This is a genomic window from Streptomyces sp. SID8352 (assembly GCF_009862265.1).
GTDB lineage: Bacteria > Actinomycetota > Actinomycetes > Streptomycetales > Streptomycetaceae > Streptomyces.
This window is the reverse complement of record NZ_WWGX01000043.1, coordinates 304101-326481: the sequence shown is the minus strand read 5'-3', so window position 1 is coordinate 326481 and position 22381 is coordinate 304101. Positions and strand designations below refer to the sequence as shown.

Genomic DNA, 22381 nt, shown 5'->3' with positions numbered 1-22381 from the left:
ACCGAAGAAGGAGACCGCCGTGCCGACCACCGAGCCCGCCGGGAAGGCCGCGCCGGGGCAGGGCCGCCGCCTGGCGCCCGGGCCCGAGGGCAGCGTTCTGTTCGGCGCCCTCAGCAGCTTCCGGAAGGACACCCTCAAGCTCCTGGTGGAACTGCAGCGGCAGTTCGGCGGCATCGCGCGGATGAAGATGGGCCCCTACCTGGTCCACCAGATCACCCAGCCCGAGCACGTCAAGCACGTCCTCCAGGACAACTCCCGCAACTACGTGCGCGGGCGCTTCTACCGCGGCTTCCACCTGTTCTTCGGCCGCGGCATGCTCACCACCGACGGACCGGAGTGGCGCACCCGGCGCTCCGTCACCCAGCCGTTCTTCAACAGGTCCCGGCTGCGCGAGAGTTCGGACACCATCACCGGAACGGTCGAGGAACTGCTCGCCCGCTGGGACGAGAAGGCCGCCAGGGGCGAGGACGTCGACATCACCGACGACATGATGTGGCTGGCGATGGGTGTCATCGGCCGCCTGCTCTACGGCGTCGACCTGCGCGACTACTCCGACCGGCTGATGCCGGCCGTGCGCTTCTCGCTCAAGGCGATGATCCTCACCGGCGAGGTCAAGCAGATGCTGCCGCGCTGGGTGCCCACCCGGTACCAGCGCCGGCTCAAGCACCACCAGAAGGTCCTCAACGGCGTCATGGACGAGATCATCGACCTGCACCGCGACGGCGGCGGCAGCCCCGACAGCGTCGTCGCCGCCCTGCTCGACGCCACCCACGCGGTCACCGGGAAGCCCTTCACCCAGACGCAGATCAGGGCCGAGCTCAAGACGCTGTTCCTCGCCGGGCACGAGACCACCGGCTGCGCCCTGACCTGGACGCTCTACGCCATCGCCCAGCACCAGAACGTCCGCGACGAACTCGACGAGGAGCTGAAGCGGGTCCTCGGCGGACGCGTCCCGACCGCCGCCGACCTGCCGGACCTGCCGTATCTGCGGCAGGTCGTGGACGAGTCGCTGCGGATGTACCCGCCGATCTGGCTGTTCCCCCGGGACACCGTGGAGGACGACGAGATCGGCGGCTACCACGTGCCCGCCGGGAGCACCGTCCTCGTCCCGGTCTACGCGGCCCACCACAACGCCGCCGTCTGGGAGAACCCGGAGGCCTTCGACCCCCGGCGGTTCTGCCCCGCCCACCAGGGGAAGTCCACCGGCGCCGTCGGCGGGCGCGCCGCGGGCCGGGACCGCTACGACTACTTCCCGTTCGGCGGCGGCGCCCGCAAGTGCATCGGCATGGACCTCGCCCTGCTGGAGATCCAGTTCGCCGTCGCCATGATCACCCAGCGGTTCCGGCTGCACCTGGTGTCGGGTCATCCCGTCACCCCCGGCGCGCTGGTCTCGCTGCGGCCCCTGCCCGAGGTGCTGATGCAGATCAAGTACGCCGACCAGGAGGCGGTCCGGACATGAGCACAGGCGTCGCCCAGGACGGCGGCCCCGGTGCCCCGGACGGGGCGGGCCCCGTGGTGGCCCCGGTGCGCCGCATGCGGTGGCGGCCGGTGCGGCAGCCCGTGCCGCCCGCGCACACCGCTCCGGCCATCGCGGGGGCCCGGATCGCCGTCCTGGGCGGCACCCCGCCGCTCGCCGCGCGCGTCGCCGCCCGGCTGCGCGAGTGCGGCGCCCGGGTCGTCACGGACCCGGGTCCCGGCGGGGACTGGCGCGTGGACGGGCGGCTGCCCGACGGCCTCGTCGACCTGACCCTCGCCGAACCCTTCGACCCGGAGCGCGGCGACGCCCACGCGCCGGCGCTGCTGCGCACGGTCGCCGCCCTGCGCGCCTGCTACCCGGAGTGGGAGCGGGAGACCGCGACCCGCAGGCTGTTCTACCTCGCCGTCACCTATCTCGGCGGGGGCATGGGCTTCGCGCCCGAGGACCACGCCCCGGGCGCGGGGCCGCAGCCGCTCGGCGGCATCTGGGCGGGCCTGGCCAAGACGCTGCACCGGGAGATCCCCAACTGCAACACCCGGATCCTGGACACCTCGCTCGACGAGACGGACCTGCTGCCGGAGCGGATCTGCCGCGAGCTGTACCGGTGGGGCCTGTTCGAGATCGGGCACCGGGGCGGGCACCGCTTCACCCTGCGGGCCGAGGCGGAGGACGCGGGCCCGCCCGCGGTGCCGCTCGGCCCCGACGACCTGGTGCTGGTCTCCGGCGGCGGGCGGGGCATCGGCTGGCTCATCGCCACGGCGCTGGCCCGCGCTCACGGCTGCCGCGTCGTGGTCACCGGGCGCGGCCCGCTGCCCGACCCGGCGGCCGCGCCCTGGCTGACCGCCGGCGACGCGGACTTCGCGGCGTACGAGCGGGGGCTGTGGGGTCTGCGCGCCGAGGGGCGGCCGATCACCGTGATCCGCGCGGCCATCGCCGCGGCGCGGCGCGAACGGGAGCTGCTCGCCCATCTCTCGGGGGCGCACCGCGAGGGCCTCAGGATCACCTACGGCACCTGCGACTTCACCGACCCGGACGCGGTCGGCCGGCTGCTCGACGGGCTGGACGGGCCGCCGACCGCCGTCATCCACAACGCCGGTGTCGACACCCCCGCGCGGTTCCCGAAGAAGACCGACGAGGAGTTCCTGCGCACCGTCACCACCAAGACCGACGGCTTCCTCCACCTGTTCCAGCGGGTGCGCGCGCTGCCGCTGAAGTTCTTCTGCGCGGTCGGCTCGCTCACCGGGCGGCTCGGCGGCATGGTCGGACAGCTCGACTACGGCGCCGCCAACGAGGGGCTCGCCCGGCTCGCCCTGTGGGCCGACCGGGTGGCGCCGTTCCCGGTGATGACGCTGTGCTGGCCGACCTGGGACCGGGTCGGCATGGTCGCCAACTTCGAGGCGACGCTGCGCTACATGGCCGCCCTCGACGTCGACGAGGGGGTGCGCCTCTGGCTCGCGGAACTGGCCGCGGGCACACGCGGGGAGGTCACCTACGTGGGCCCGTTCGGCCGGGCGCTCGGGCCGCTCCAGGCCCTCGGCTACCCGGGCAGCGAGGAACTGCCCGGCTACCGCGCCCTCGTCCCGGCGCTCTTCCACCTCGGCGACGTCAGCGACCACGCGCCGCACCGCGGCCTGACCGCCCGGATCACCCTCACCCGGGAACGCGTGCCGGTGCTCACCGACTTCGAGGTCGACGGAGCCCCCGCCCTGCCGGTCTCGCTGCTCCTGGAGAACGCGCTGTGGGCGGCCGCCTGGCTGCCCCCGGAGGACCTCGCGCCCCTCGTCCCCGACCGCTTCGAGGACATCCGGGTGCGCCCGGCCGCGCTGCGCCTCGACGCGGGGGCGGCGCCCCTGGAGCGCACCGCGCGCGCGGCGTACGTCGACGGGGCGTGGCACGTGGAGGTGGTGTACCGCACGGGTGCGGCGCTGCCCCGCGAGGCGGCCCGGCTGCGCGTGGTGCACCGGGCGGCGGACGGGCCGCGGGCCGTCCCGGGAGCGGGACCGGGCGGAGCGGTGCCGGAGGGCGCCCCGGCCCGGCACGGTGCGGGGGGCGCGCCCCGGGGGCTGCGCTGGCGCGGCCGGGTGCTACCGCTCGCCTCCTGGCAGGACACCGCCGGGGCCCTGGTCGCCGCCCGCCTCACCGAGGCTCCGGCCAACGACGTCTGGATGCTGCCGCGCTGGCCCGAGCAGAGCCTGCCGCTGACGGCACTGGAGAACCTGCTGCGCCGCACGCCGGCCGACGGCCCCGGCGGTCCGCCCGAGCTGCGGGTGCGCCGGATCTCGCTGCTGCGGCCGCCCGGGACGGCCCGGATGTCGGGCGCCCGCCTGCTGGTCGAGGGAGACCCCCGGCGGGGCGACTGGCTCGTGTCCGACGAGGCGTCGGGCGCGCACGTGCTGCGCGTCCACGCAGCCAGCTACCGAGGAGACGCACCATGACCGTTCAGCTCACCGGACCCACGGACCGTGACAACGAGTTGTCCATGATGGGCGTCTACACGCCCCGCTACGTCGAGGACCCGTACCCGCTCTACCGTCGTGCCCGGGAGATCAACCCCGTCCTGTGGGACCCGACGATGGGCGATGGCGGCGCGTGGATGGTCACCGGGTACGAGCCCGCGCTGACGACGCTGCGCGACTCCGTCTTCTCCGCGCGCCGCCCCCAGTGGGATCCCGGCACGCACTCCCCCGAGCAGGCGGCGCCCCTGCGCGCCCTGTACTCCCAGCTCTTCGTCACCGACGCCCCGGACCACAAGCGGCTGCGCAAGCTGATGACGAAGCCGTTCCTGCCGCGTGCCGTGGAGGCGATGCGCGACGGGATCGAGCGCGGTGCGAGAGCCCTGCTGGACGCGGTCCTGCCACGCGGCGGGATGGACTTCATGACGGACTACGCGATGGCGCTGCCGTCCGCCGTCGTCTGCGGGGTGCTCGGAGTGCCGGTCGAGGAACGCGAGCTGTTCTGGAAGCGGATCCTGAGCTGGGGCCTGCTGGTCGACGAGGGGCCGCTGAGCAAGGAGCACCCGGGCTACCACCTGGCGAGCGTCGGCAAGTACATGGACTACTTCCGCGAGCAGTTGCGCCGCCGGGAGAGCGAGCGGACCGACGATCTGATGCAGACCCTGGCCGACGCCTGGGCGGACGGCGGTTTCACCAGCGAGGAGGAGTTGCTCGGGAACCTGATCTTCATGCTGACGGCGGGCCAGACGACCACCGCCCACCAGATCGGCAACAGCGTCCTCGCCCTGCTCGACCACCCCGACGTCCTGGCCCGGCTGACCGCCGACCCGTCCCTCGTGCCGTACGCCACGCCCGAACTCATGCGGTACGACAGCTCGGTCCAGCTCACCAAGCGCCGCCCGGTGCGCGATGTGGAGCTGGGCGGCCAGACCATCCGGGCCGGTGAGGAGATCTATGTGTGGATGGGCGCGGCACACCGCGACCCGAAGGCGTTCCCGGACCCGGACCGGCTCGACGTGGACCGTCCCCGCAGCCAGAACCTGGCCCTCGGCCACGGCGCCCACTACTGCCTCGGCGGCCAGCTCGGCCAGCTCATCAACGAGGTGGCGGTGCGGCAGTTCGTGGAGCGGGTGCGCCGTCCGGAGGTGGACCGCGCCAAGATCCACCGCACCGAGACACCGACCTTCCGCGGCCCGCACTCCATGCCCATGACCTTCACGAGCTAGGTCCCGTCGTCACCGTGCCGCCGCCCGGCCGGAGCACCGCGGGCGGCGGCCCGGGGACGGGACCGAGGGGGTGTCCGGCCGTCCGCGGCGCCACGGCACCCGTGTCCGGCACCCCCGCCCCCCGCCGCACCATCGCGAGAGGAACCCCGACCATGCCCCAGACGCCCCAGCCCCTGCCGCCGTTCCCACCGAAGCCGCAGCCGCTGCCCGACTTCCCCGGGTACACCACCCTGGACAAGGAGGTGCGGATCGACCGGCTGCCGGTGGAGGGCGCGCTGCCCGAGTGGCTCAGCGGCACCCTGATCCGCAACGGACCCGCCAAGTTCGAGGTGGGCGACTACCGCCTCACGCACTGGTTCAACGGCATCGGCATGCTGCACTCCTACTCCTTCGGCGAGGGCCAGGTCTCCTACGCCAACAAGTACCTGCGCACGACGGCGTACGACCTGGCGGTCACCAAGGGGCAGCTCTACGGCAAGCAGTTCGGCGTCGACCCGTGCGAGGAGCTGTTCGGGCGGCACTTCGCCGCGTACTCGCCGAACATCTCCGACAACACCAACGTGAACCTGACCCGGCTCGCGAACCGGTTCTTCGCCTTCAACGAGCAGCCCCTGAACATGGAGTTCGACCCGCGCACCCTGGAGACCGTGGGTGAACTGGCCTTCGAGGGCCACATCCCCGGGGAGCTGTCCACGCCGCACCCGCACTACGACTTCGAGCGCCGCGCGCTGCTCAACTACACGACGGAGATGCGGGACCGGACCGTCTACCACGTCCACTACACGCCCGAGGACACCCTGCGCCAGACCCGCCTCGCCACCATCGAGACCGGCGAGGACCCGCGCTACATGCACAGCTTCGCCGCCACCGAGAACCACGTGGTGCTGGTGGAGATCCCCGTCGTCATCGACCGCGAGCGGTTCCTGGAACCGGGCAACACCTTCGTGCAGTGCTTCAGCTGGCAGCCGGAGCGGGGCACCCGCTTCCTGGTCGTCGACAAGCGCGAGGGCCGGGTGACCCGGACCTTCGAGGGCCCGGCGTTCTTCGCCTTCCACCACATCAACGCCGCCGAGGTGGGCGGCGACCTGCTCATCGACATCGCGGTCACCGAGACCCCGTACGAGAGCGTGCTGGGGCTGGCGCCCTCGGAGGACCAGTTCGACCTCCAGGCCTACGGCTACGCGGCCCGCCGCTTCGTCCTGCCCCTGGGCGGTTCCTCCGACTCGGCGCGGGTCGTGGACCTGACCGACGCCGGTGTGGAGATGCCGCGCATCAACTACCGCGCGCACAACGGGAAGCCGTACCGCTACGCCTACGGGCTCGGCCACTCCCCGCGCAGCCTGCGGGCGATGAACCGGCTGCTGAAGCTCGACGTCGTGGCGGGCACCCACACCTCCTGGTACGAGAAGGGCAGCTTCCCCAGCGAGGCGGTGTTCGTGGGCCGGCCCGGCGCCACCGCGGAGGACGACGGCGTCGTGCTCTCCGGGGTCCTGGACGCCCGCACCGGCACGTCGTTCCTGCTCGTCCTGGACGCCGCCTCGTTCCAGGAGCTGGGGCGGGCCCGGGTTCCGCACCACATCCCGAACGACTTCCACGGCGTGTTCTTCGGCGACCTCCCCCGTCCGGGGGGTGTCTGACGCGCGAGCGCGGGAGCGGGGTCCGGTGCCGGTGCCCCCGGGGCGGCGGGACGCCCCAGGTGCGGAGCCGGGCGGAGCCCGCTCCGGCGGCGCGTGGGGCGTGCGTGACCGCCGCCGGGGGGCCGCGGGCACGCGGCGGACGGCTCCGGGGAGGCCGGGCCCGGTGGCGGGGCACCGCCGGGCCCGCCCCCGGGGCCTGCCGGTGCCGGGGTCAGGGTGTCCAGGCGCGGTGCAGGAAGCCCATCGTGCCGATGGATATCCCGCCGTCCGCGTAGAGGGTCTGCCCGGTGACGTAGCGGGCCTCGTCGGAGCCGAGGAAGGCGATCACCCCGGCGATGTCCTCGGCCTCGCCGAGCCGGCCGAGCGGCAGGTGTCCGCCGCGCCGCGCCCGTTCGGCGTCGTCGGGCCCGTAGAGATCGGCGGCGCCGTCGGTGTGGATCAGGCCGGGACCGACGGCGTTCACGCGGATGCCGGAGCCCGCGTATTCGGCGGCGGCCTGCTCGGTGAGGGCGACGATCGCGGCCTTGGCGGCCGGATAGATGCCGGAGTTCGCGCGGGCCGTCCGCGCGAGAAAGGACGTGACGTTGACTATGGCGCCGCCACCGCTCCGGGCGATGACCGGAGCGAATGCCTGGGTGCAGACGAGATTTCCCAGCACATTGGTGTCGAGGACCCTGCGGTAATGCTCGACGTCGATATCGGAAAGGGTGCTGAACGTCCAGACCCCGGCATTGTTCACCAGCAGGTCGAGCCGTTCGAGACCGTCGGCGACAGCCCGGACCGCGGCGGCGTCCCGTACGTCGCACACGGCCGCGACGCCTCCGGTCCGCTCCGCCGTCTCCCGCACGCAGGCGTCGACGTCGAGGCAGACGACCCGGTGTCCGCGCTCGGCGAGAAGTACGGCGGTGGCCCTCCCGATTCCGCGGCCCGCACCCGTGACCAGGGCGGTGGGCGCGGAAACTTCAGCACTCATGGAATTCTCCTCCGACTTCATTCGGGGCCGAATTTCTCCGGGCAGCGTACGCGCCGTCAAATGCCCGGTGCAACAGGCTCCATGAGAATGCACACCTCACATGAATATCGCAACGCATCATCGGCCAGTGGACAACGGACGGAATGAGGAACGGAAATGACGACAGCCGAGCAGTCGGCCGTGGGCCGGACCGGGCAGACCATCAGTGCCGAGCCGCGCCGCATGCTCATCGACGGCGCGTGGGTGGACGCCCTGGACGGCGCCACCTTCGACTCGGTCGACCCGGCCACCGAACGGGTGATCGCCCGGGTGCCCCGGGCCGGGGCCCGGGACGTGGACCGGGCGGTGCGCGCGGCGCGCGCCGCCTTCGAGCCGGGATCGCGCTGGCGCACCATGTCGCCGTCGAAGCGCGGGCGTCTCGTCCACCGTCTCGGGGACCTCGTCCTGGAGCACGCGGAGGAGCTGGCGCTCATCGAATCGACCGACAACGGGAAGCCGCTGACCCACGCGGCGTTCGCGGACATCCCGATGACCGCCGACATGTTCCACTACATGTCCGGCTGGGCCACCAAGATCGAGGGCAACACCATCCCGTTCTCGGCGGCGGCCCCGGGCCGCTTCCTCTCGTTCACGCAGCGCGAACCGGTCGGTGTCGTCGGCCAGATCATCCCGTGGAACTTCCCGGTGATGATGGCGGCCTGGAAGCTGGCGCCGGTCCTGGCCGCGGGCTGCACCGTGGTCCTCAAGCCGGCCGAGCAGACCCCGCTCGGCGCGCTGCGCCTGGGCGAGCTGATCCAGGAGGCGGGCATCCCGGACGGTGTCGTCAACATCGTGACCGGCTTCGGCGACGCGGGCGCGGCCCTCGCCGCCCACCACGACGTCGACAAGGTCGCCTTCACCGGTTCCACCGAGGTCGGCAAGGAGATCGTGCGGGCCGGCGCGGGCAACCTGAAGAAGCTCACCCTCGAACTCGGCGGGAAGTCGCCGAACATCATCTACGCCGACGCCGACCTGGAGCGGGCGGTGGCCGGTTCGGCCGCCGCGATCTTCTTCAACCAGGGCGAGTCCTGCATGGCCGGGTCCCGGCTCTATGTGCAGCGGCCGGTGCTGGAGGACGTGGTCCGGGGGCTGGTGGCCGAGGCGGAGAAGATCAAGGTCGGGGTGGGCACCGATCCGGCGACCCAGATGGGTCCGCTGGTCTCGCGGGAACAGTTCGACCGGGTGATGGGGTACGTCGAGTCCGGCACGGCCGAGGGGGCCGAGCTGCGCACCGGCGGCCGGCGCATCGGCGACACCGGGCACTTCCTGGAGCCGACGATCTTCAGCGGCGTCACCCCGGACATGAAGGTCGTGGCCGAGGAGATCTTCGGGCCGGTGCTGACGGTGCTGCCCTTCGACGAGCTGGGTGACATCGTCGCCGTCGAGCGGGACAACGTGTACGGCCTGGCCGCCGGGGTCTTCTCGCGGGACGTGGGCACCGCGTTCCGCACGGCCAACGCGATGCGGGCGGGGACGGTCTTCGTCAACACGTGGAACACGCTCGACGCGGCGCTCCCCTTCGGCGGCTACAAGCAGTCGGGCTGGGGCCGCGAGATGGGCCACGCGGTGCTGGAGAACTACCTGGAGACCAAGACGATCATCGCCGACCTGTCCTGACCCGGTCCGGCGGCGCCGGGGCGGAGACGACGAGGGGTGGCCGGTCCGGCACCGGCCACCCCTCGTCCCCGCACCCGCGGGGCCGTGGTCACCGCGCGCCGGGGGACGACGGCCCCCGGCGCGCCCGCCGGGTCACGGCTTCAGCTCGGCCACGGCGGCGAGCGTCCTGGGGTCGTCGTTGCGGATCAGCAGCGTGGTGATCAACGACTCGTCCCAGCGGGCCAGTTCGTCCCGCAGCTTCTCCCGGGGACCGACCAGGGACACGTCCTCCACCATGGCGTCCGGCACCGCGGCGATGGCGTCCTTCTTGCGTCCGGCGAGGTACAGGTCCTGGATCTTGGCGCACTCCGCCTCGTAACCGAGCCTCGCGACGACGTCGTTGTGGAAGTTGGCGCCCTTGGCCCCCATGCCGCCGACGTACAGCGCGATCCAGGGCCGCACCGTGTCCCTGGCCCGCTGGACGTCGTCGTCGAGGACGAGCGGAGCGCCGGCGGCGATCTCGAAGCCGGCGCGGTCGGTGCGCTCGGCGGAGCGGCGGGCGAAGCCGAGTTCGAGCTGCTCGCGGTGGAAGGCGTCGGCGCGCGGGGAGAAGAGGAAGGGCAGCCAGCCGTCGGCGATCTCGGCGGCGAGCGCGATGTTCTTGGGGCCCTCGGCGGCCAGGTAGAGGGGCACCTCGGGGCGCAGCGGGTGCACGGTGGACTTGAGCGGCTTGCCTAGTCCGGTGCCGCCCGGATACGGCAGGCGGTAGTGCGCTCCGTCGAAGGAGACCGGGGCGCGGCGCGCGATCACCTGGCGCACGATGTCGAAGTACTCGCGGGTCCTGGCCAGCGGCTTCGGGTACGGCTGCCCGTACCAGCCCTCCACCACCTGCGGGCCGGACGCGCCGAGGCCGAGCACGAAGCGCCCGCCGGAGAGGTGGTCGAGGGTGAGCGCGGCCATCGCCGTGGCGGTCGGGGTGCGGGCCGACATCTGGACGATGTTCGTGCCGAGTCTGACGCGCCGGGTGCGCGTGCCCCACCAGGCGAGCGGGGTCAGGGCGTCCGAGCCGTACGCCTCGGCGGTCCAGACGGAGTCGAACCCCAGCCGCTCGGCCTCGGCGATCAGCGCCTCGGCCGTCTCCGGCGGCCCGGACGACCAGTAGTTGGTCTGGAATCCCAGCTTCATGCGTTCTCCCTCGAACTCGTGCGGCGACGGTGGGGACGGGGGTGGTGGCACTCAGCCCGCGGCGCGGACCGGTCCGTTCGGAAGTGCGGCGAGCACGGAGTCGAGCAGCCCGGGGAAACGCTGGTCGAGATCCTCGCGGCGGAGGCGCACCTGGTGGTTGCGCCCCTCCAGGCGGGTCATGGTGAGCCCGGCCTCGCGCAGGACCTTGAAGTGGTGGGACAGCGTGGACTTCTGGACGCCGATGTCGAACTCCTCGGGACGGCAGGCATGGTATTCACCGTCCGCGAGAACGGAAACGAGCCGCATGCGAATCTCGTCCGAGAGCGCCTTCATGACACCGAGGATCTCGATCTCGTCAATGTCGGGCTGACTGAAGTAGCGGGCCATACTATCACCTCATTGCTCTTCATTGCGCAACGCAATGGTAACAGGTGGACGGACATCGAACCGTACTGATGAAGGCATCGACGCTTGATCCCCTTACGAGGAAGGCGAACTGACGCTAAATCACTTCGCCGGCCGGACCGCGGGATGATCACGGTCCACTCATGTACTTTGGTCCATTGTTTTCGCCGCACCCCGGCTGATTGAATTCCCTATCCGGTCCGCAGGGGCCGTGCTCCCGCTTTGGCCGGCCCGAAAGGAGCACTCCTCCCGCGCAGCGGAAACGACGGCCGGGCCGCGGCCGCCGGGGACGCGGGGCCCCGGCCGCCCGGTGGGCCGAGAACCGCCGGGCTCCTGTGCGGAGGGGCCCGGCACCGCACCCGGCACCGCGCCGAACGCCCCCGGGCACGCGGCGGGAACCGTGCCCCGGACCCACTCGCCCCGCACCCCGCCCCCTTGAACCGGTGACCGCCGGACGGCCCGCCGCCCGGACGGCCGCCGCCGGGGTCCCGGACCGTTCGTCGATGCCCGGTCCGGTGCCCCGGGGACACGTGTGACGACCCGAGACGCCCGAAGGCCGAACGAGGGAGTGCGCATGACCGTGTGGACCACCGCCGCGCCGGACAGCCCGGCGCCGTCATCCGAGACCGAGCGCGCCGAGGACTTCCTGCGGGCCCTGCGCGGCAGCAACGGGCAGACCCTCGCCCGCCTCCGCGCCCGCGGCCTGCCGGGGCTCGCCGACGACTTCGACCCCAGGGACCCCGGCACAATCCTGTCCCTGGCCCTGAGCACGCTGCGCTGCCTGAGCGCCCCGGCCGCCCGGCCCGGCGGCGGCCCCACGGCGTGAGACCGCCGCCGGGGCGCCCGAGCCCCGGGCCCGCCCGCCGCGCCGGGCCGCGGGGCGGGGGGCGGGGCGCGGGGCGGGGCGCGGGGCGGGGCGACCCGGCCACCCGTGGGCCAGGTCGCTCCGGACGGGGCGGCGGGGGCGCGGACCGGACGGGGCGGCGGTCCTGTGCCATCGTCGACGGCATGACTGTCCTCCCGGCGCACTGGCGCCGATCCGGGTTCCCCGCCCTCCCCCGCCCCCGCTGCGCGCGCTGCGGGCGGCGGATGCGCGTCTTCCCGGGCGACCCGGTCGGAACGCCCGGGGACGGGGACGCCTCCGACCCCGTGGTGACCGTTCTGGTGGAGTGCCCGGCCCCGCACTGCGGCGGCACCGGCACCGGCGCCTGACCGCCGCCCGGACCCGCCCTCCCCCGCGGGGCCGGCATCCCGGCCGGGGGCGCCCCCGCCGCTCACCGGGGGCGCCGCACGGGGTCGCGCGAGCGACTCCGGGCCGCTCCGCTCACCCCACCGGGGGCGTGTCCAACGTCCCCTCGATCACGCCCAGTTCGGCCTCCGCGAAGGTGCGGACCATGTCACCCGTCGCCGCCGCGCGGTGGTCGGCGCTGGTGTTGATGTACGCGGTGGTCCCGTCGATCGCGACGAGTATCCGCACGGCCGCGACCCACGGGTCGACACAGCGGAAGTCCCCCGCCGCGACCCCGGCGGCGACCACCCGTTCGATCCGCCGGCACCACCGCAGCTCCTGCTCCACCACGTGCTCGCGCAGTACCGGACGGTAGCGGGACAGGTGCCGTGCGTTCAGCCACAGCTGGCTGATGTTGTCGAACTCGGCGCTGGAGATCAGCCCGAAGAAGTTCCGCAGCGTGCCGAGCGGCGCGTCCGTGCCCGCCTCCGGCAGCAGGGTGTCCAGCTCTGTCATCGTGGCGCTGGCGAAGGCCTCGGCCACGAGTTTGTCCGCCGCCGGGAAGTAGTGGCCGACCAGCCCCGCCTGGACCCCCAGCTCATCGGCGACCCTGCGCAGGGTCACGCATTCCAGCCCCTCCGTGAGGCCCACCCTCGCGGCGGTGGTGACGATCTCGTTGCGGCGCTCGGCGGGCGCCTTGCGCACTCGTTTGCCTGGACCCCTTGACGTCATGGGACGAATGTTATTGAGTATGCGACCAATTAGGCAATTGGTCGGATGCCCAATAGCAGTCCGGGCACCCGACGTGGTCAGGAGAAGCATGTGAACGACCCCCGCACCGACGCCGGTGACCTCGCCGAATACGGCTACCAGCAGGAGCTCAAGCGCACCCTGTCCGCCTGGGCCGTATTCGCGATCGGCTTCGCCACCATCTCCCCCGTCGTCGGCATCTACGCCGTCGTCCAGCTCGGTTTCGTCTTCGCGGGTCCCGCCTGGATCTGGGCGGTCGTCGTGGCCTTCCTCGGCCAGCTGCTGGTGGCCACCGTCTACGCCGAGCTGTCCTCGCAGTTCCCGATGACCGGCGGCGTCTACCAGTGGGTGCGCAGGCTGGGCGGCCCCCGGCTGGGCTGGCTGACGGGCTGGCTCTACCTCGCCTCGGCCGTCGCCTCACTGACGACGGTCGCCTACCTCGGCGCCAGCTGGCTGTACATGCTCTTCGCCGACGGAGCCCCGTCCCCGGCCACCCACGTCCTGCTCGGCGTCGTCTTCGTCGCCGTCGCGCTCGGCATCAACCTGCTTGGCGTCAACCCGGTCAAGCACTTCCTCAACGCGGGCATCATCGCCGAGGGCGTCGCGTCCATCGCGGTCAGCCTGATCCTGCTGGTGTTCGCCCGCCACAACGGCTTCGGCATCCTCTTCGAGACCCTCGGGGCCGAGAACGCCTCCGGCGGCTCGGTGCTGGCCGGGTTCCTGACCTGTCTCGCGGTGGCCGGCTGGGCCTTCCTCGGTTTCGACGCCACCACCCAGGTCGCCGAGGAGACCGAGCAGCCCCGGCGCAGCGTGCCCCGGGCCCTGCTGCGCGCCTACCTGTTCGTCGCCTTCACCGTGCTGCTGACCGGCCTGGCCGTGACGATGGCGCTGGACAAGCCCCGGGACGCCGTGGCCGGCGCCCTCGCCGACCCCGTCTTCTCCGCGGTCACCGACGGACTCGGCGGCTGGAGCGAGAAGCCCTTCATCCTCGTCGTCCTGATCGCGTTCTTCGCCTGCGCCATCTCGATCCAGACGTACATCGGGCGCGCCGTCTTCGCCTTCGCCCGCGACCGGCAGCTCCCGTTCTCCGCCACCCTGGCCACCATCGGCCCGCGGCAGATCCCCTACGTCTCGCTCATCGCGACGGCCGTCCTGGCCGGGCTGGGGCTGCTGCTGGGACTGAACGGCAACGCCGCGGCGACCCTGATCGCCTTCGGCTCCGGCGGCTTCTACTTCATCTTCCTCACCGTCGCCGTGGTGGCGCTCGTCGCCCGGCTCACCGGCCGCTGGAACCCCGCGGCCGGACGGCTGCGGCTCGGCCGCGTCGGCCTGGTCGTCAACGTGGCCGCCGTGGTGTGGCTGCTGTTCGAGGCGGTCAACATCGCCTGGCCCCGCGCCGAACTCGCCCCGGTCGGCGGGAGCTGGGTCCAGACCTGGGCCGTGATCCTGGTCTTCTCCGCCCTCTTCGTCCTCGGCATCGCCTACGTCGCGCTCGCCAAGCCCCACACCCGGCTCCCGCGGGCCGCGGAAGCCCGCCCGACCACCGAAGAGATGAAGGCGTCCTGATGCCGACAGAACTCTCCCCCGCCGTCGTCTTCGACCCCGGCACCGGACTCGGCAGCCGCGAGGTGGCCGCCCGGCCCGCCGGCCCGGGCGAGGTCGAGATCGACGTCCGCGCCGCCGGCGTCTGCCACTCCGACCTGCACATCGTGACCGGCGACTGGCCCACCGAGCGCCCGCTCGTCCTCGGCCACGAGGCGGCCGGCGTGGTCACCGCCACCGGTGCGGGCGTCACCTCCGTCCGCCCCGGCGACCACGTCGTCCTCTCCTGGTTCGCCCCCTGCCGGCGCTGCCGCAAGTGCGTGGCCGGCCAGGCGTGGCTGTGCACCGGCACCCGGGCCGTGGAGAACACCCTGCCCGACGGCACCACCCCGTTCACCGACGCGGACGGCGAGCCGATCTGGCCCTACCTGGGCCTGGGCGCCTTCACCCGCCGCCTGGTCGTCCCCGAGAGCGCGGCGGTCAAGGTCCCGGCCGAGCTGCCGTTCGGCATCGGCGCGCTGCTCGGCTGCTCCATCACCACCGGTGTCGGCGCCGTGGTGAACACCGCCGGGGTCCGCCCGGGCGAGTCGGCGGTCGTCATCGGCACCGGCGGGGTCGGGCTGAGCGTGGTCATGGGGCTGCGGCTGGCCGGTGCCGATCCGGTCGTCGCCGTCGACCTCTCCGCGGACCGGCTCGCCGCGGCCCGCCGGTTCGGCGCCACCCACACCCTCGACGGCGCCACCACCGACGTGGCGGCCTGGTGCCAGGAGCACCTCGGCGGCGTCGACTACGCCTTCGAGGCCATCGGCAGCCCCCGGGTCGTCGAGACCCTGCCCGGCATGCTGACCTCCGGCGGCGCCGCCGTTCTGGTGGGCATGGCGGCCGCCGAGGCCACCGGGTCGTTCAACCTGTTCGACCTCGCCGACCAGGGCAAGCGCATCCTCGGCTGCAACTACGGCTCCAGCATCGGCGAGCGGGACATCCCCCGGCTGGCCCGCCTCTACCTCGGCGGACGGCTCCCGCTGGACGATCTGATCGGCCGCACCCGGCCGCTCTCCGAGGCGGCGGCGGCCTTCGACGACCTCCGGTCGAACACCGGGCTCCGCACCATCCTGGAGCCCTGAGCCGGTCCACGCCCCCGCCACCTCCCCCCTCACCCCCGGAGATCCCATGTACGCCGTCACCGACCCCGCCACCGGCGAAGTCGTCGAGACGCACCCGACCGCCACCGACGCCGAGGTCGAGGCGGCCGTGACCGCCGCCCACACGGCCGCCACCGAGTGGGGGCGCACCGGTACGGTCCCCGAGCGCGCCGCCCTGCTGCGCCGCCTCGGCGACCTGCACACCGAGCGCCGCGACGAACTGGCCGCGGGCATCGTCCGCGAGATGGGCAAGCCCCTGGCCGAGGCCGAGGACGAGATCGACTTCTGCGCGGACATCTACCACTACTACGCCGACCACGCGGAGGAGTTCCTCGCCGACGAGCCGCTCGACGTGACCTCCGGTCCCGGCGGAGCCGTCGTCCGGCGCGGACCCGTGGGCGCGCTGCTCGGCATCATGCCGTGGAACTTCCCGGCCTACCAGGTGGCCAGGTTCGCGGCCCCGAACCTGGCGGTCGGCAACACCGTCGTCCTCAAGCACGCCCCCCAGTGCCCGGCCACCGCCGCCCTCCTTGAGCGGCTGTTCTCCGAGGCCGGTTTCCCCGAGGGCGCCTACGTCAACGTGTACGCCACCAACGAGCAGGTCGCCGGGATCATCGCCGACCCCCGGGTGCGGGGCGTCTCGCTGACCGGCTCGGAGCGCGCCGGTGCCGCCGTCGCCGAGACCGCCGGGCGGCATCTGAAGAAGGTCGTCCTCGAACTGGGCGGCTCCGACCCGTTCCTCGTGCTCTCCACCGACGACCTGGACGCGGTCGTCGACGCCGCGGTCGCGGCCCGCCTCGACAACACCGGCCAGGCGTGCAACGCCGCCAAGCGGTTCGTGGTCGTACGGGAGCTGTACGACGCGTTCGTCGAGCGGTTCACGGCCCGGCTGCTCGCGGACGCCACCGGCGCACCGCTCTCCTCCGCGGCGGCCGCCGAGCGGCTCGCCGAGCAGGTGGACGAGGCCGTGGCCCAGGGCGCCACCCTGCACAGCAGGGGCGAGCGGCACGGCGCCTTCTTCCCCGCCGGGGTCCTCACCGGGATCGCCCCGGACCACCCGGCGGCCCGTGAGGAACTCTTCGGTCCCGTCGCCCTGGTCTTCCCCGCGGCCGACGAGGACGAGGCCGTCCGTATCGCCAACGACACCCCCTACGGGCTCGGCTCCTACGTCTTCACCACCGACCCCGAGCAGGCCGCGCGGGTGGCCGACCGCATCGAGGCCGGGATGGTGTTCGTCAACGGCGTCGGCGCGGAGGGCGCGGAGCTGCCCTTCGGCGGGATCAAGCGCTCGGGCTTCGGACGCGAGCTGGGCCGGGCCGGCATGGAGGAGTTCGTCAACAAGAAGCTGATCCGTACGGTGGCCTGACGGCCGGAGCCGGGGCCGGGGCGCCCGGACGGCGGGAGGCGTGCGCCCCGACCACCGGGCCGGTGCGCGCGGCGTCCTCGGCCGTGCCGCGCCGGGCGTCCGCGCACGACGGAGCACCGCGCGTCGGCGCGCGGCACGGCTGAGCACCGCGCGTCGGCGCCCTCGCGGGGCCCGTGCCAGGTGTACAGGTGCCCGCGTGCCCGAACGCGCCGAACGCGGGAACGCGCGCCCCGAGCCGGGCGTCTCCGGCCCGTACGGCGCTGTCCGTCGACCGGCCCGCCCACCGCTTCGGGCGGGCGGGCCGGTCGCCGTGCGACCTGGCCGGATCCGCCCCGCGGCCTCCGGTCACGCCCCCGCCCCCGTCCGGCGGTCCGACACGGGGCGCGTGGACGGGGCGGAGGCCCCGTGGACCGCCCCCGCTCCGCCGTGCGGGCACGCCCGCCGGTCCGCGTGGTCCCCGGACGGGCTCCGGCCCGCTCAGCGGCCGATCTGCTTGCGACCGACGCGGCGCAGCCGCCGCCGCTGCGAGGGGTCGAGGGTGAGATACGCGGCGCTCGGGACTCCCAGGACGATCAGCAGGACGGCCCACCAGGGCAGCCAGATGAGCAGGATGAGCCCGACCGCCACACCCCCTGCGGCCACCTTGGCATTCGTTGACATGGCGTCGCCTCCTCAGCGGCACTGCGCCGCTCTCTGTCCTGAGAACGGCCCCGCGCTCCGCGCGGTTCCGCTCCGCGGAGCCCCGGAACCCTGAAGAAACCCTGAGATCCGGCGCGAGCCGACGGAGCCGACCGGACCGACAGCGGCGGTCTCCGCGGTCCCGTCTCCCGGCGGCCCCGGGCGGCGTCCGGGGCGGCCCGCCGCCGACGTGGGCCCGCTCCTTCCATAGTGATCCACGACACGCCCCGGTCGCACACCGCACTCCGGGAAAGGGGGTATATTCGGCGCCCGCCCGCCAACTAGTCAAATTTGAGGACTCATCATCGCTGTGCAGACGGCCCACCCGGAACCGCCCTCCCCCGGCCCCGACGACGGCTCCGGCCTCGCCATCGGTCTGATCCGCTGCTGTGCCGTGCTCCTTCCCGGTGACCCCGCCCGGACCGCCCGCGTGGCCTTCTGGCACCCGGACGGCGAGCCGCCCGCCGGAGTCCCCTCGGCGTTCCTGGAGGACCTGACGGTCGTGGTGCCGGACGGGGACGGCGTCGTGGCGGTGCGCGTGCCCGCCCTCCCGCTGCCGCTGCGGGACGCCCTCCCCGTCCTCACCCGCGCGCGGGTGGCGCCGTACGCCCACCGGGCGGCCGCCTTCTGGGGCGCGGTGGCCGTGGAGGCCCTGTCCCTGGTGGCGCGCGGGCGGCTGCTGCCGGGGCTGTCGCCCGCGGGACACGACGCCTGGCGCGTCGGCCCGCTGGACGCCGGGGACACCGAGCGCGTCCGGCACCTGGCCGCCGCGATGCCCCCCGAGGCGCACGCGGTCCCGCTGGACGGCGGCGGTCCCCCGCGGCTGCCCGTCCCGGAACGCCTGGTGCGGGCCTTCCTGGACGGCGTCGCCGACACCCTGCCCCGCTCCCCCGCCGCCCCGCTCGTGACGGACGGCCCCCTGTTCGCCGCCCTCGAGCCGCGCGGGGCGCCCGGGCTGGGCGCGTGGGCGGACGAGGTGGCCGCGGGGCACGACGCGGGCGTGCGGCTGTCCCTGCGCGTCGAGGTGCTCGGGCTTCCCGAGGATGCGGCGGCGGAGGCCGCACCGGTGTTCCGCGCCGTACCGCAGGTGCACAGCGTCAGCGATCCCTCGCTGGTCACGGACGCCGCCGCGGTGTGGTCCGACGAGGCCGACGCGGCGTTCGGACCGCGCGCCCGGATGGACACCCTGCTCGCGCTGCGCCGCGCCGCCCGGACCTGGCCCGCGCTGACACCGCTGCTGTCGGCCGCCGTGCCCGACGCCGTCGAGCTGACCGACCAGGAGGTGGCCGGCCTTCTCGGCGCGGGCGCCCGGGCGCTGGCCGGGGCCGGTGTGGACGTGCACTGGCCGAGGGACCTGCCCCGGGGCCTCACCACCGGGGCGGAGATCGGACCGCCCGAGGGCTCCCCCGGACGGGATCCGGGCCCGTCCGGGGGAGGGACGTCGTTCCTGTCCGCCGACGCGCTGCTCGCCTTCGACTGGTGGTTCGCGCTGGGCGGGCGGCGGCTCACCCGAGAGGAGCTGGACCGCCTCGCCGAGGCCGACCGCCCCCTGGTCCGGCTGCGCGACCGCTGGGTGCTCGTCGACCCCGACGAGGTCCGGCGGGCCCGCGCGCGGGAGAGCCGCACGGTCACGCCGGTCGACGCGCTCGCCGCCGCCCTGACGGGCTCGGCGGAGGTCGACGGGCAACTGGTGGAGGTGCGTCCCACGGGCCCGCTGGCCGCCCTGCGGGACCGGCTCGCGGACCCGCAGGCCCAGGAGCCCGTACCGCAGCCCGCCGCCCTGGCCGCCACCCTGCGCGACTACCAGCGGCGCGGCCTGACCTGGCTGGTCCGGATGACCTCGTCGGGCCTGGGCTGCTGCCTCGCCGACGACATGGGTCTCGGCAAGACCGTCACCCTGATCGCCCTGCACCTGCACCGGCAGGGCGACGCGGCGACGGCCGGCCCCACCCTGGTGGTCTGCCCGACCTCCCTGATGGGCAACTGGCAGCGGGAGATCGAGCGGTTCGCGCCGGGCACACCCGTACGCCGGTTCCACGGCGCGCGGCGCGATCCGGGGGACCTGCCCGGCGACGGGTTCGCGCTCACCACGTACGGCACCATGCGGCTGGACTCCGCCCGGCTCGCCGCCGTGCCGTGGGGCCTCCTGGTGGCGGACGAGGCGCAGCACGTGAAGAACCCGTACTCGGACACCGCCCGGCGGTTGCGCGCCATCGGCGCGGGCGCGCGCGTGGCCCTGACCGGCACCCCCGTGGAGAACGGCCTCTCTGAGCTGTGGGCGATCCTCGACTGGACCACGCCGGGACTGCTGGGCCGCCTCGGCACCTTCCGGCGGCGCTACGCGCGCGCCGTCGAGGACGGCCGGGACCCGGCCGCGGCCGAGCGGCTGGCCCGGCTGGTGGGGCCGTTCCTGCTGCGCCGCCGGAAGTCGGACCCCGGCATCGCGCCCGAGCTGCCGCCCAAGACGGAGACGGACCGTCCGGTGTCGCTGACGACCGAGCAGACGGCCCTGTACGAGGCCGTGACGCGCGAGGCGCTCGCGGAGATCTCCGGCTCCGGCGGCACGGCCCGCCGGGGGCTGATCGTGAAGCTGCTGACGGGCCTCAAGCAGATCTGCAACCACCCGGCGCAGTACCTGCGGGAGGAGGAGCCCGTGATCGCGGGCCGCTCGGGGAAACTGGACCTCCTGGACGAGTTGCTCCGCACGATCCTGGCCGAGGGGTCGAGCGTGCTGGTCTTCACCCAGTACGTGCGGATGGGGCGGCTGCTGGAGCGCCATCTGGCGTCCCGGGGCGTGCCCTCGCTGCTCCTGCACGGCGGCGTCCCCGTCGCCGTGCGGGAGGCCATGGTGCGTGACTTCCAGGCGGGCGCGGCGCCGGTCTTCCTGCTGTCCCTCAAGGCGGCGGGCACCGGGCTGAACCTCACCCGGGCGGAGCACGTCGTGCACTACGACCGCTGGTGGAACCCGGCCGTCGAGGCGCAGGCCACCGACCGGGCCCACCGCATCGGCCAGACCCGCCCGGTGCAGGTCCACCGGCTGATCGCGGAGGGGACGGTCGAGGACCGCGTGGCCGCCCTGCTGGACCGCAAGCAGGAGCTGGCCGACGCGGTGCTCGGCTCGGGTGAGGCGGCGTTCACCGAGCTGACGGACGCCGAACTGGCCGAACTGGTCGGACTGCGAGGGGGCGCGCGATGACGGAACACGACGACGGTGCGGAGCGGACGTTCGCGGCGCTGCCGCCCGTGCGGGGGCGGGGCTTCGCGGAGAGCTGGTGGGGGCGGTCCTGGCTGGGCGCCCTGGAGGACGGGGCGCTGGAACCGGCGCAGCTCAAGGCGGGCCGGCGGCTGGCGCGCGCGGGGGCGGTCGGCGCGGTGTCGGTGCGGCCGGGGCGCGTCACGGCGGTCGTCAGGGACCGGGACGGCACGGCGCACCGGGCCGACGTGCTGCTGGCGGAGCTGTCCGGGGAGCAGTGGGACCGGTTCACGGACATGGCGGTGGAACGGTCGGGGCACGTGGCGGCGCTCCTGGAGGGCGAGATGCCCGCACACCTCGTGGAGGACGCGGCGGCCGCGGGCATCGACCTGCTGCCGGGCCTCGGCGACCTGGAGCCCGAATGCGAATGCGGCGCCTGGGACCACTGCGGCCACACCGCGGCCCTCTGCTACCGGATGGCGCTGCTCCTGGACCGGGACCCGTTCGTCCTGCTGCTGATGCGCGGGCGCGGCGAACGGGCCGTCCTGGAGTCGCTCCGGGCCTACGGCGGCGCGTCCGGGCGGGCGGGGGCGGCGGAGCCGGAGGCCGACGGTGTGGACGCCGCCGAGGCCCGGGCGGCGGGCCGGGCGCTGCCCCCGCCGCCCCCGCCGCCCCGCCCGGAGGACGGGCCCGGCGTACCGCCGTCCCTGGACACCGAGACCGCTCCCCCGCCGGGTGTCGATCCGGAGGCCCTGTCCCTCCTCGCCTCGTGGACCGCCGCCGAGGCGCACCGCCTGCTGGGGGATGCCCTGCTCGACGGGCACGACCGGCGTTCCCCCCGGGCGGAGCCGACGGTGGCCGAGGACGCGGTCCGGCTGGCGGCGGGCGGTCCCGGGGACGCGGTGCGGGACCGGCTCGCCGCCGGGTCGGGGCGCGGCCGGGAGGCGTTCGCTGTCGCGGTGCGCGCCTGGCGGCTCGGTGGCCCGGCCGCCCTGTCCGTGCTGGACGAGGAGTGGCCGGTGGCGGGGGACGCGCTCGCGCGCGCGGAGGCGGCCCTGGCGACGGCCTGGGAGGAGGGCGAGCGGCCGTCACTGCGGGCGCGGGCCAACCGGTGGACGGTCACGGGAGCCCCGTTCCAGCTCCGGCTGGACCGCGAGGGCGGGTGGTGGCCGTACCGGGGGGAGGGCGGCCGGTGGGTGCCCGTCGGCGGGGCGGCCGGGGACCCGGCGACGGCGCTGGCCGTGGCGTCGGCCGCGGCCGGGGACGAACCCTGAGGCCGGTCTGACCGTTCCCGTCCGCCTCACGGCGCCATGCACGCACTCCCGCCGCACCGGCCCCGGCCCCGAGTACGTCCCGTACGAAGGCCCGGGGCCGTCGCGCCGAGAACACGCACCTGACACCGCGCGGCGGCCCCCGCGGGCGACGACGGCAACGGCCGGACAGGCCCCAGGACCGGGGGCGGGACGGGGCGCGGAGGTGGGCGACGGGGAT

The 22381-nt window shown here is 74.3% G+C and carries 17 protein-coding genes; 12 read left to right on the top strand and 5 right to left on the bottom strand.

Annotated features, from left to right (window positions below; all coding sequences use genetic code 11):
* The first annotated feature begins 19 nt into the window (after positions 1–19).
* The 4 genes from GTY84_RS15770 to GTY84_RS15755 all read left to right on the top strand — a co-directional run bounded on the left by GTY84_RS15770 (position 20) and on the right by GTY84_RS15755 (position 6793).
* A complete protein-coding gene (locus GTY84_RS15770) occupies positions 20–1459 on the top strand; it encodes a cytochrome P450 (RefSeq protein WP_161226890.1) in 1440 nt (479 codons plus the stop codon).
* Positions 1456–3912 (top strand): KR domain-containing protein, encoded by a 2457-nt coding sequence (locus tag GTY84_RS15765; protein WP_161226889.1) that lies wholly within the window; start codon positions 1456–1458, stop codon positions 3910–3912. Before GTY84_RS15770 ends, GTY84_RS15765 begins: the two co-directional genes overlap by 4 nt.
* Entirely contained in the window at positions 3909–5156 is a 1248-nt protein-coding gene (locus tag GTY84_RS15760; protein WP_161226888.1) for a cytochrome P450, read from the top strand. The genes GTY84_RS15765 and GTY84_RS15760 overlap by 4 nt, the downstream gene beginning before the upstream one ends.
* Positions 5157–5308: 152 nt before the next feature.
* The gene (locus tag GTY84_RS15755) at positions 5309–6793 is read left to right on the top strand and encodes a carotenoid oxygenase family protein (RefSeq protein WP_161226887.1); all 1485 of its coding nucleotides are present in this window, start codon (positions 5309–5311) and stop codon (positions 6791–6793) included.
* A gap of 211 nt (positions 6794–7004) precedes the next feature.
* Here GTY84_RS15755 and GTY84_RS15750 read toward each other — a convergent pair whose 3' ends face one another.
* The gene (locus GTY84_RS15750) at positions 7005–7766 is read right to left on the bottom strand and encodes an SDR family oxidoreductase (RefSeq protein ID WP_161226886.1); all 762 of its coding nucleotides are present in this window, start codon (positions 7764–7766) and stop codon (positions 7005–7007) included.
* 156 nt (positions 7767–7922) lie between these two features.
* Between GTY84_RS15750 and GTY84_RS15745 the strand changes: the two genes are divergently transcribed.
* Entirely contained in the window at positions 7923–9422 is a 1500-nt protein-coding gene (locus GTY84_RS15745; RefSeq protein ID WP_161226885.1) for an aldehyde dehydrogenase family protein, read from the top strand.
* 132 nt (positions 9423–9554) lie between these two features.
* On the opposite strand, the gene GTY84_RS15740 is transcribed toward GTY84_RS15745, so the two are convergent.
* Positions 9555–10586: an LLM class F420-dependent oxidoreductase gene (locus tag GTY84_RS15740; protein ID WP_161226884.1), complete on the bottom strand. Its 1032-nt coding sequence runs from the start codon at positions 10584–10586 to the stop codon at positions 9555–9557.
* Positions 10587–10637: 51 nt separating this feature from the next.
* Positions 10638–10973 carry an ArsR family transcriptional regulator gene (locus GTY84_RS15735; RefSeq protein WP_161226883.1) on the bottom strand — a complete coding sequence of 112 codons (336 nt, stop codon included), beginning with the start codon at positions 10971–10973 and terminating at the stop codon, positions 10638–10640.
* A 592-nt stretch (positions 10974–11565) separates the two neighbouring features.
* Between GTY84_RS15735 and GTY84_RS15730 the strand changes: the two genes are divergently transcribed.
* Together GTY84_RS15730 and GTY84_RS15725 are read left to right on the top strand one after the other, a co-directional pair.
* Positions 11566–11817, top strand: a complete 252-nt coding sequence (locus GTY84_RS15730) for a hypothetical protein (protein ID WP_161226882.1) — start codon at positions 11566–11568, stop codon at positions 11815–11817.
* A gap of 182 nt (positions 11818–11999) precedes the next feature.
* Positions 12000–12203 (top strand): hypothetical protein, encoded by a 204-nt coding sequence (locus tag GTY84_RS15725; protein ID WP_161226881.1) that lies wholly within the window; start codon positions 12000–12002, stop codon positions 12201–12203.
* A gap of 112 nt (positions 12204–12315) precedes the next feature.
* Here GTY84_RS15725 and GTY84_RS15720 read toward each other — a convergent pair whose 3' ends face one another.
* Complete coding sequence (locus GTY84_RS15720; RefSeq protein ID WP_161226880.1) at positions 12316–12951, bottom strand: TetR family transcriptional regulator C-terminal domain-containing protein; 636 nt, start codon at positions 12949–12951, stop codon at positions 12316–12318.
* Between the two features lie 90 nt (positions 12952–13041).
* On the opposite strand from GTY84_RS15720, the gene GTY84_RS15715 reads away from it, so the two are divergent.
* Genes GTY84_RS15715 through GTY84_RS15705 form a run of 3 tightly spaced genes read left to right on the top strand, consistent with a single transcriptional unit; the run spans position 13042 to position 17019 of the window.
* Positions 13042–14535, top strand: a complete 1494-nt coding sequence (locus GTY84_RS15715) for an APC family permease (RefSeq protein WP_161226879.1) — start codon at positions 13042–13044, stop codon at positions 14533–14535.
* The gene (locus GTY84_RS15710; protein ID WP_161226878.1) at positions 14535–15635 is read left to right on the top strand and encodes a Zn-dependent alcohol dehydrogenase; all 1101 of its coding nucleotides are present in this window, start codon (positions 14535–14537) and stop codon (positions 15633–15635) included. The genes GTY84_RS15715 and GTY84_RS15710 overlap by 1 nt, the downstream gene beginning before the upstream one ends.
* Before the next feature lie 46 nt (positions 15636–15681).
* Entirely contained in the window at positions 15682–17019 is a 1338-nt protein-coding gene (locus tag GTY84_RS15705) for an NAD-dependent succinate-semialdehyde dehydrogenase (protein ID WP_161226877.1), read from the top strand.
* A gap of 477 nt (positions 17020–17496) precedes the next feature.
* Here the strand turns inward: GTY84_RS15705 and GTY84_RS15700 are convergent, their stop codons facing one another.
* Positions 17497–17679 carry a hypothetical protein gene (locus GTY84_RS15700; protein ID WP_161226876.1) on the bottom strand — a complete coding sequence of 61 codons (183 nt, stop codon included), beginning with the start codon at positions 17677–17679 and terminating at the stop codon, positions 17497–17499.
* Positions 17680–18073: 394 nt separating this feature from the next.
* Between GTY84_RS15700 and GTY84_RS15695 the strand changes: the two genes are divergently transcribed.
* Together GTY84_RS15695 and GTY84_RS15690 are read left to right on the top strand one after the other, a co-directional pair.
* Positions 18074–20893, top strand: coding sequence for a DEAD/DEAH box helicase (locus GTY84_RS15695; protein WP_161226973.1), 2820 nt, complete (start codon positions 18074–18076; stop codon positions 20891–20893).
* A complete protein-coding gene (locus tag GTY84_RS15690; RefSeq protein WP_161226875.1) occupies positions 20890–22164 on the top strand; it encodes an SWF or SNF family helicase in 1275 nt (424 codons plus the stop codon). The genes GTY84_RS15695 and GTY84_RS15690 overlap by 4 nt, the downstream gene beginning before the upstream one ends.
* Positions 22165–22381: the final 217 nt, after the last annotated feature.

Bases quoted from the DNA above. Each gene is read 5' to 3' on its own strand.
- GTY84_RS15735 (WP_161226883.1), bottom strand. From the start codon at position 10,973: ATGGCCCGCTACTTCAGTCAGCCCGACATTGACGAGATCGAGATCCTC.
- GTY84_RS15720 (WP_161226880.1), bottom strand. From the start codon at position 12,951: ATGACGTCAAGGGGTCCAGGCAAACGAGTGCGCAAGGCGCCCGCCGAG.
- GTY84_RS15725 (WP_161226881.1), top strand. From the start codon at position 12,000: ATGACTGTCCTCCCGGCGCACTGGCGCCGATCCGGGTTCCCCGCCCTC.
- GTY84_RS15765 (WP_161226889.1), top strand. From the start codon at position 1,456: ATGAGCACAGGCGTCGCCCAGGACGGCGGCCCCGGTGCCCCGGACGGG.
- GTY84_RS15710 (WP_161226878.1), top strand. From the start codon at position 14,535: ATGCCGACAGAACTCTCCCCCGCCGTCGTCTTCGACCCCGGCACCGGA.
- GTY84_RS15755 (WP_161226887.1), top strand. From the start codon at position 5,309: ATGCCCCAGACGCCCCAGCCCCTGCCGCCGTTCCCACCGAAGCCGCAG.
- GTY84_RS15705 (WP_161226877.1), top strand. From the start codon at position 15,682: ATGTACGCCGTCACCGACCCCGCCACCGGCGAAGTCGTCGAGACGCAC.
- GTY84_RS15740 (WP_161226884.1), bottom strand. From the start codon at position 10,586: ATGAAGCTGGGATTCCAGACCAACTACTGGTCGTCCGGGCCGCCGGAG.
- GTY84_RS15750 (WP_161226886.1), bottom strand. From the start codon at position 7,766: ATGAGTGCTGAAGTTTCCGCGCCCACCGCCCTGGTCACGGGTGCGGGC.
- GTY84_RS15730 (WP_161226882.1), top strand. From the start codon at position 11,566: ATGACCGTGTGGACCACCGCCGCGCCGGACAGCCCGGCGCCGTCATCC.
- GTY84_RS15700 (WP_161226876.1), bottom strand. From the start codon at position 17,679: ATGTCAACGAATGCCAAGGTGGCCGCAGGGGGTGTGGCGGTCGGGCTC.
- GTY84_RS15745 (WP_161226885.1), top strand. From the start codon at position 7,923: ATGACGACAGCCGAGCAGTCGGCCGTGGGCCGGACCGGGCAGACCATC.
- GTY84_RS15760 (WP_161226888.1), top strand. From the start codon at position 3,909: ATGACCGTTCAGCTCACCGGACCCACGGACCGTGACAACGAGTTGTCC.
- GTY84_RS15690 (WP_161226875.1), top strand. From the start codon at position 20,890: ATGACGGAACACGACGACGGTGCGGAGCGGACGTTCGCGGCGCTGCCG.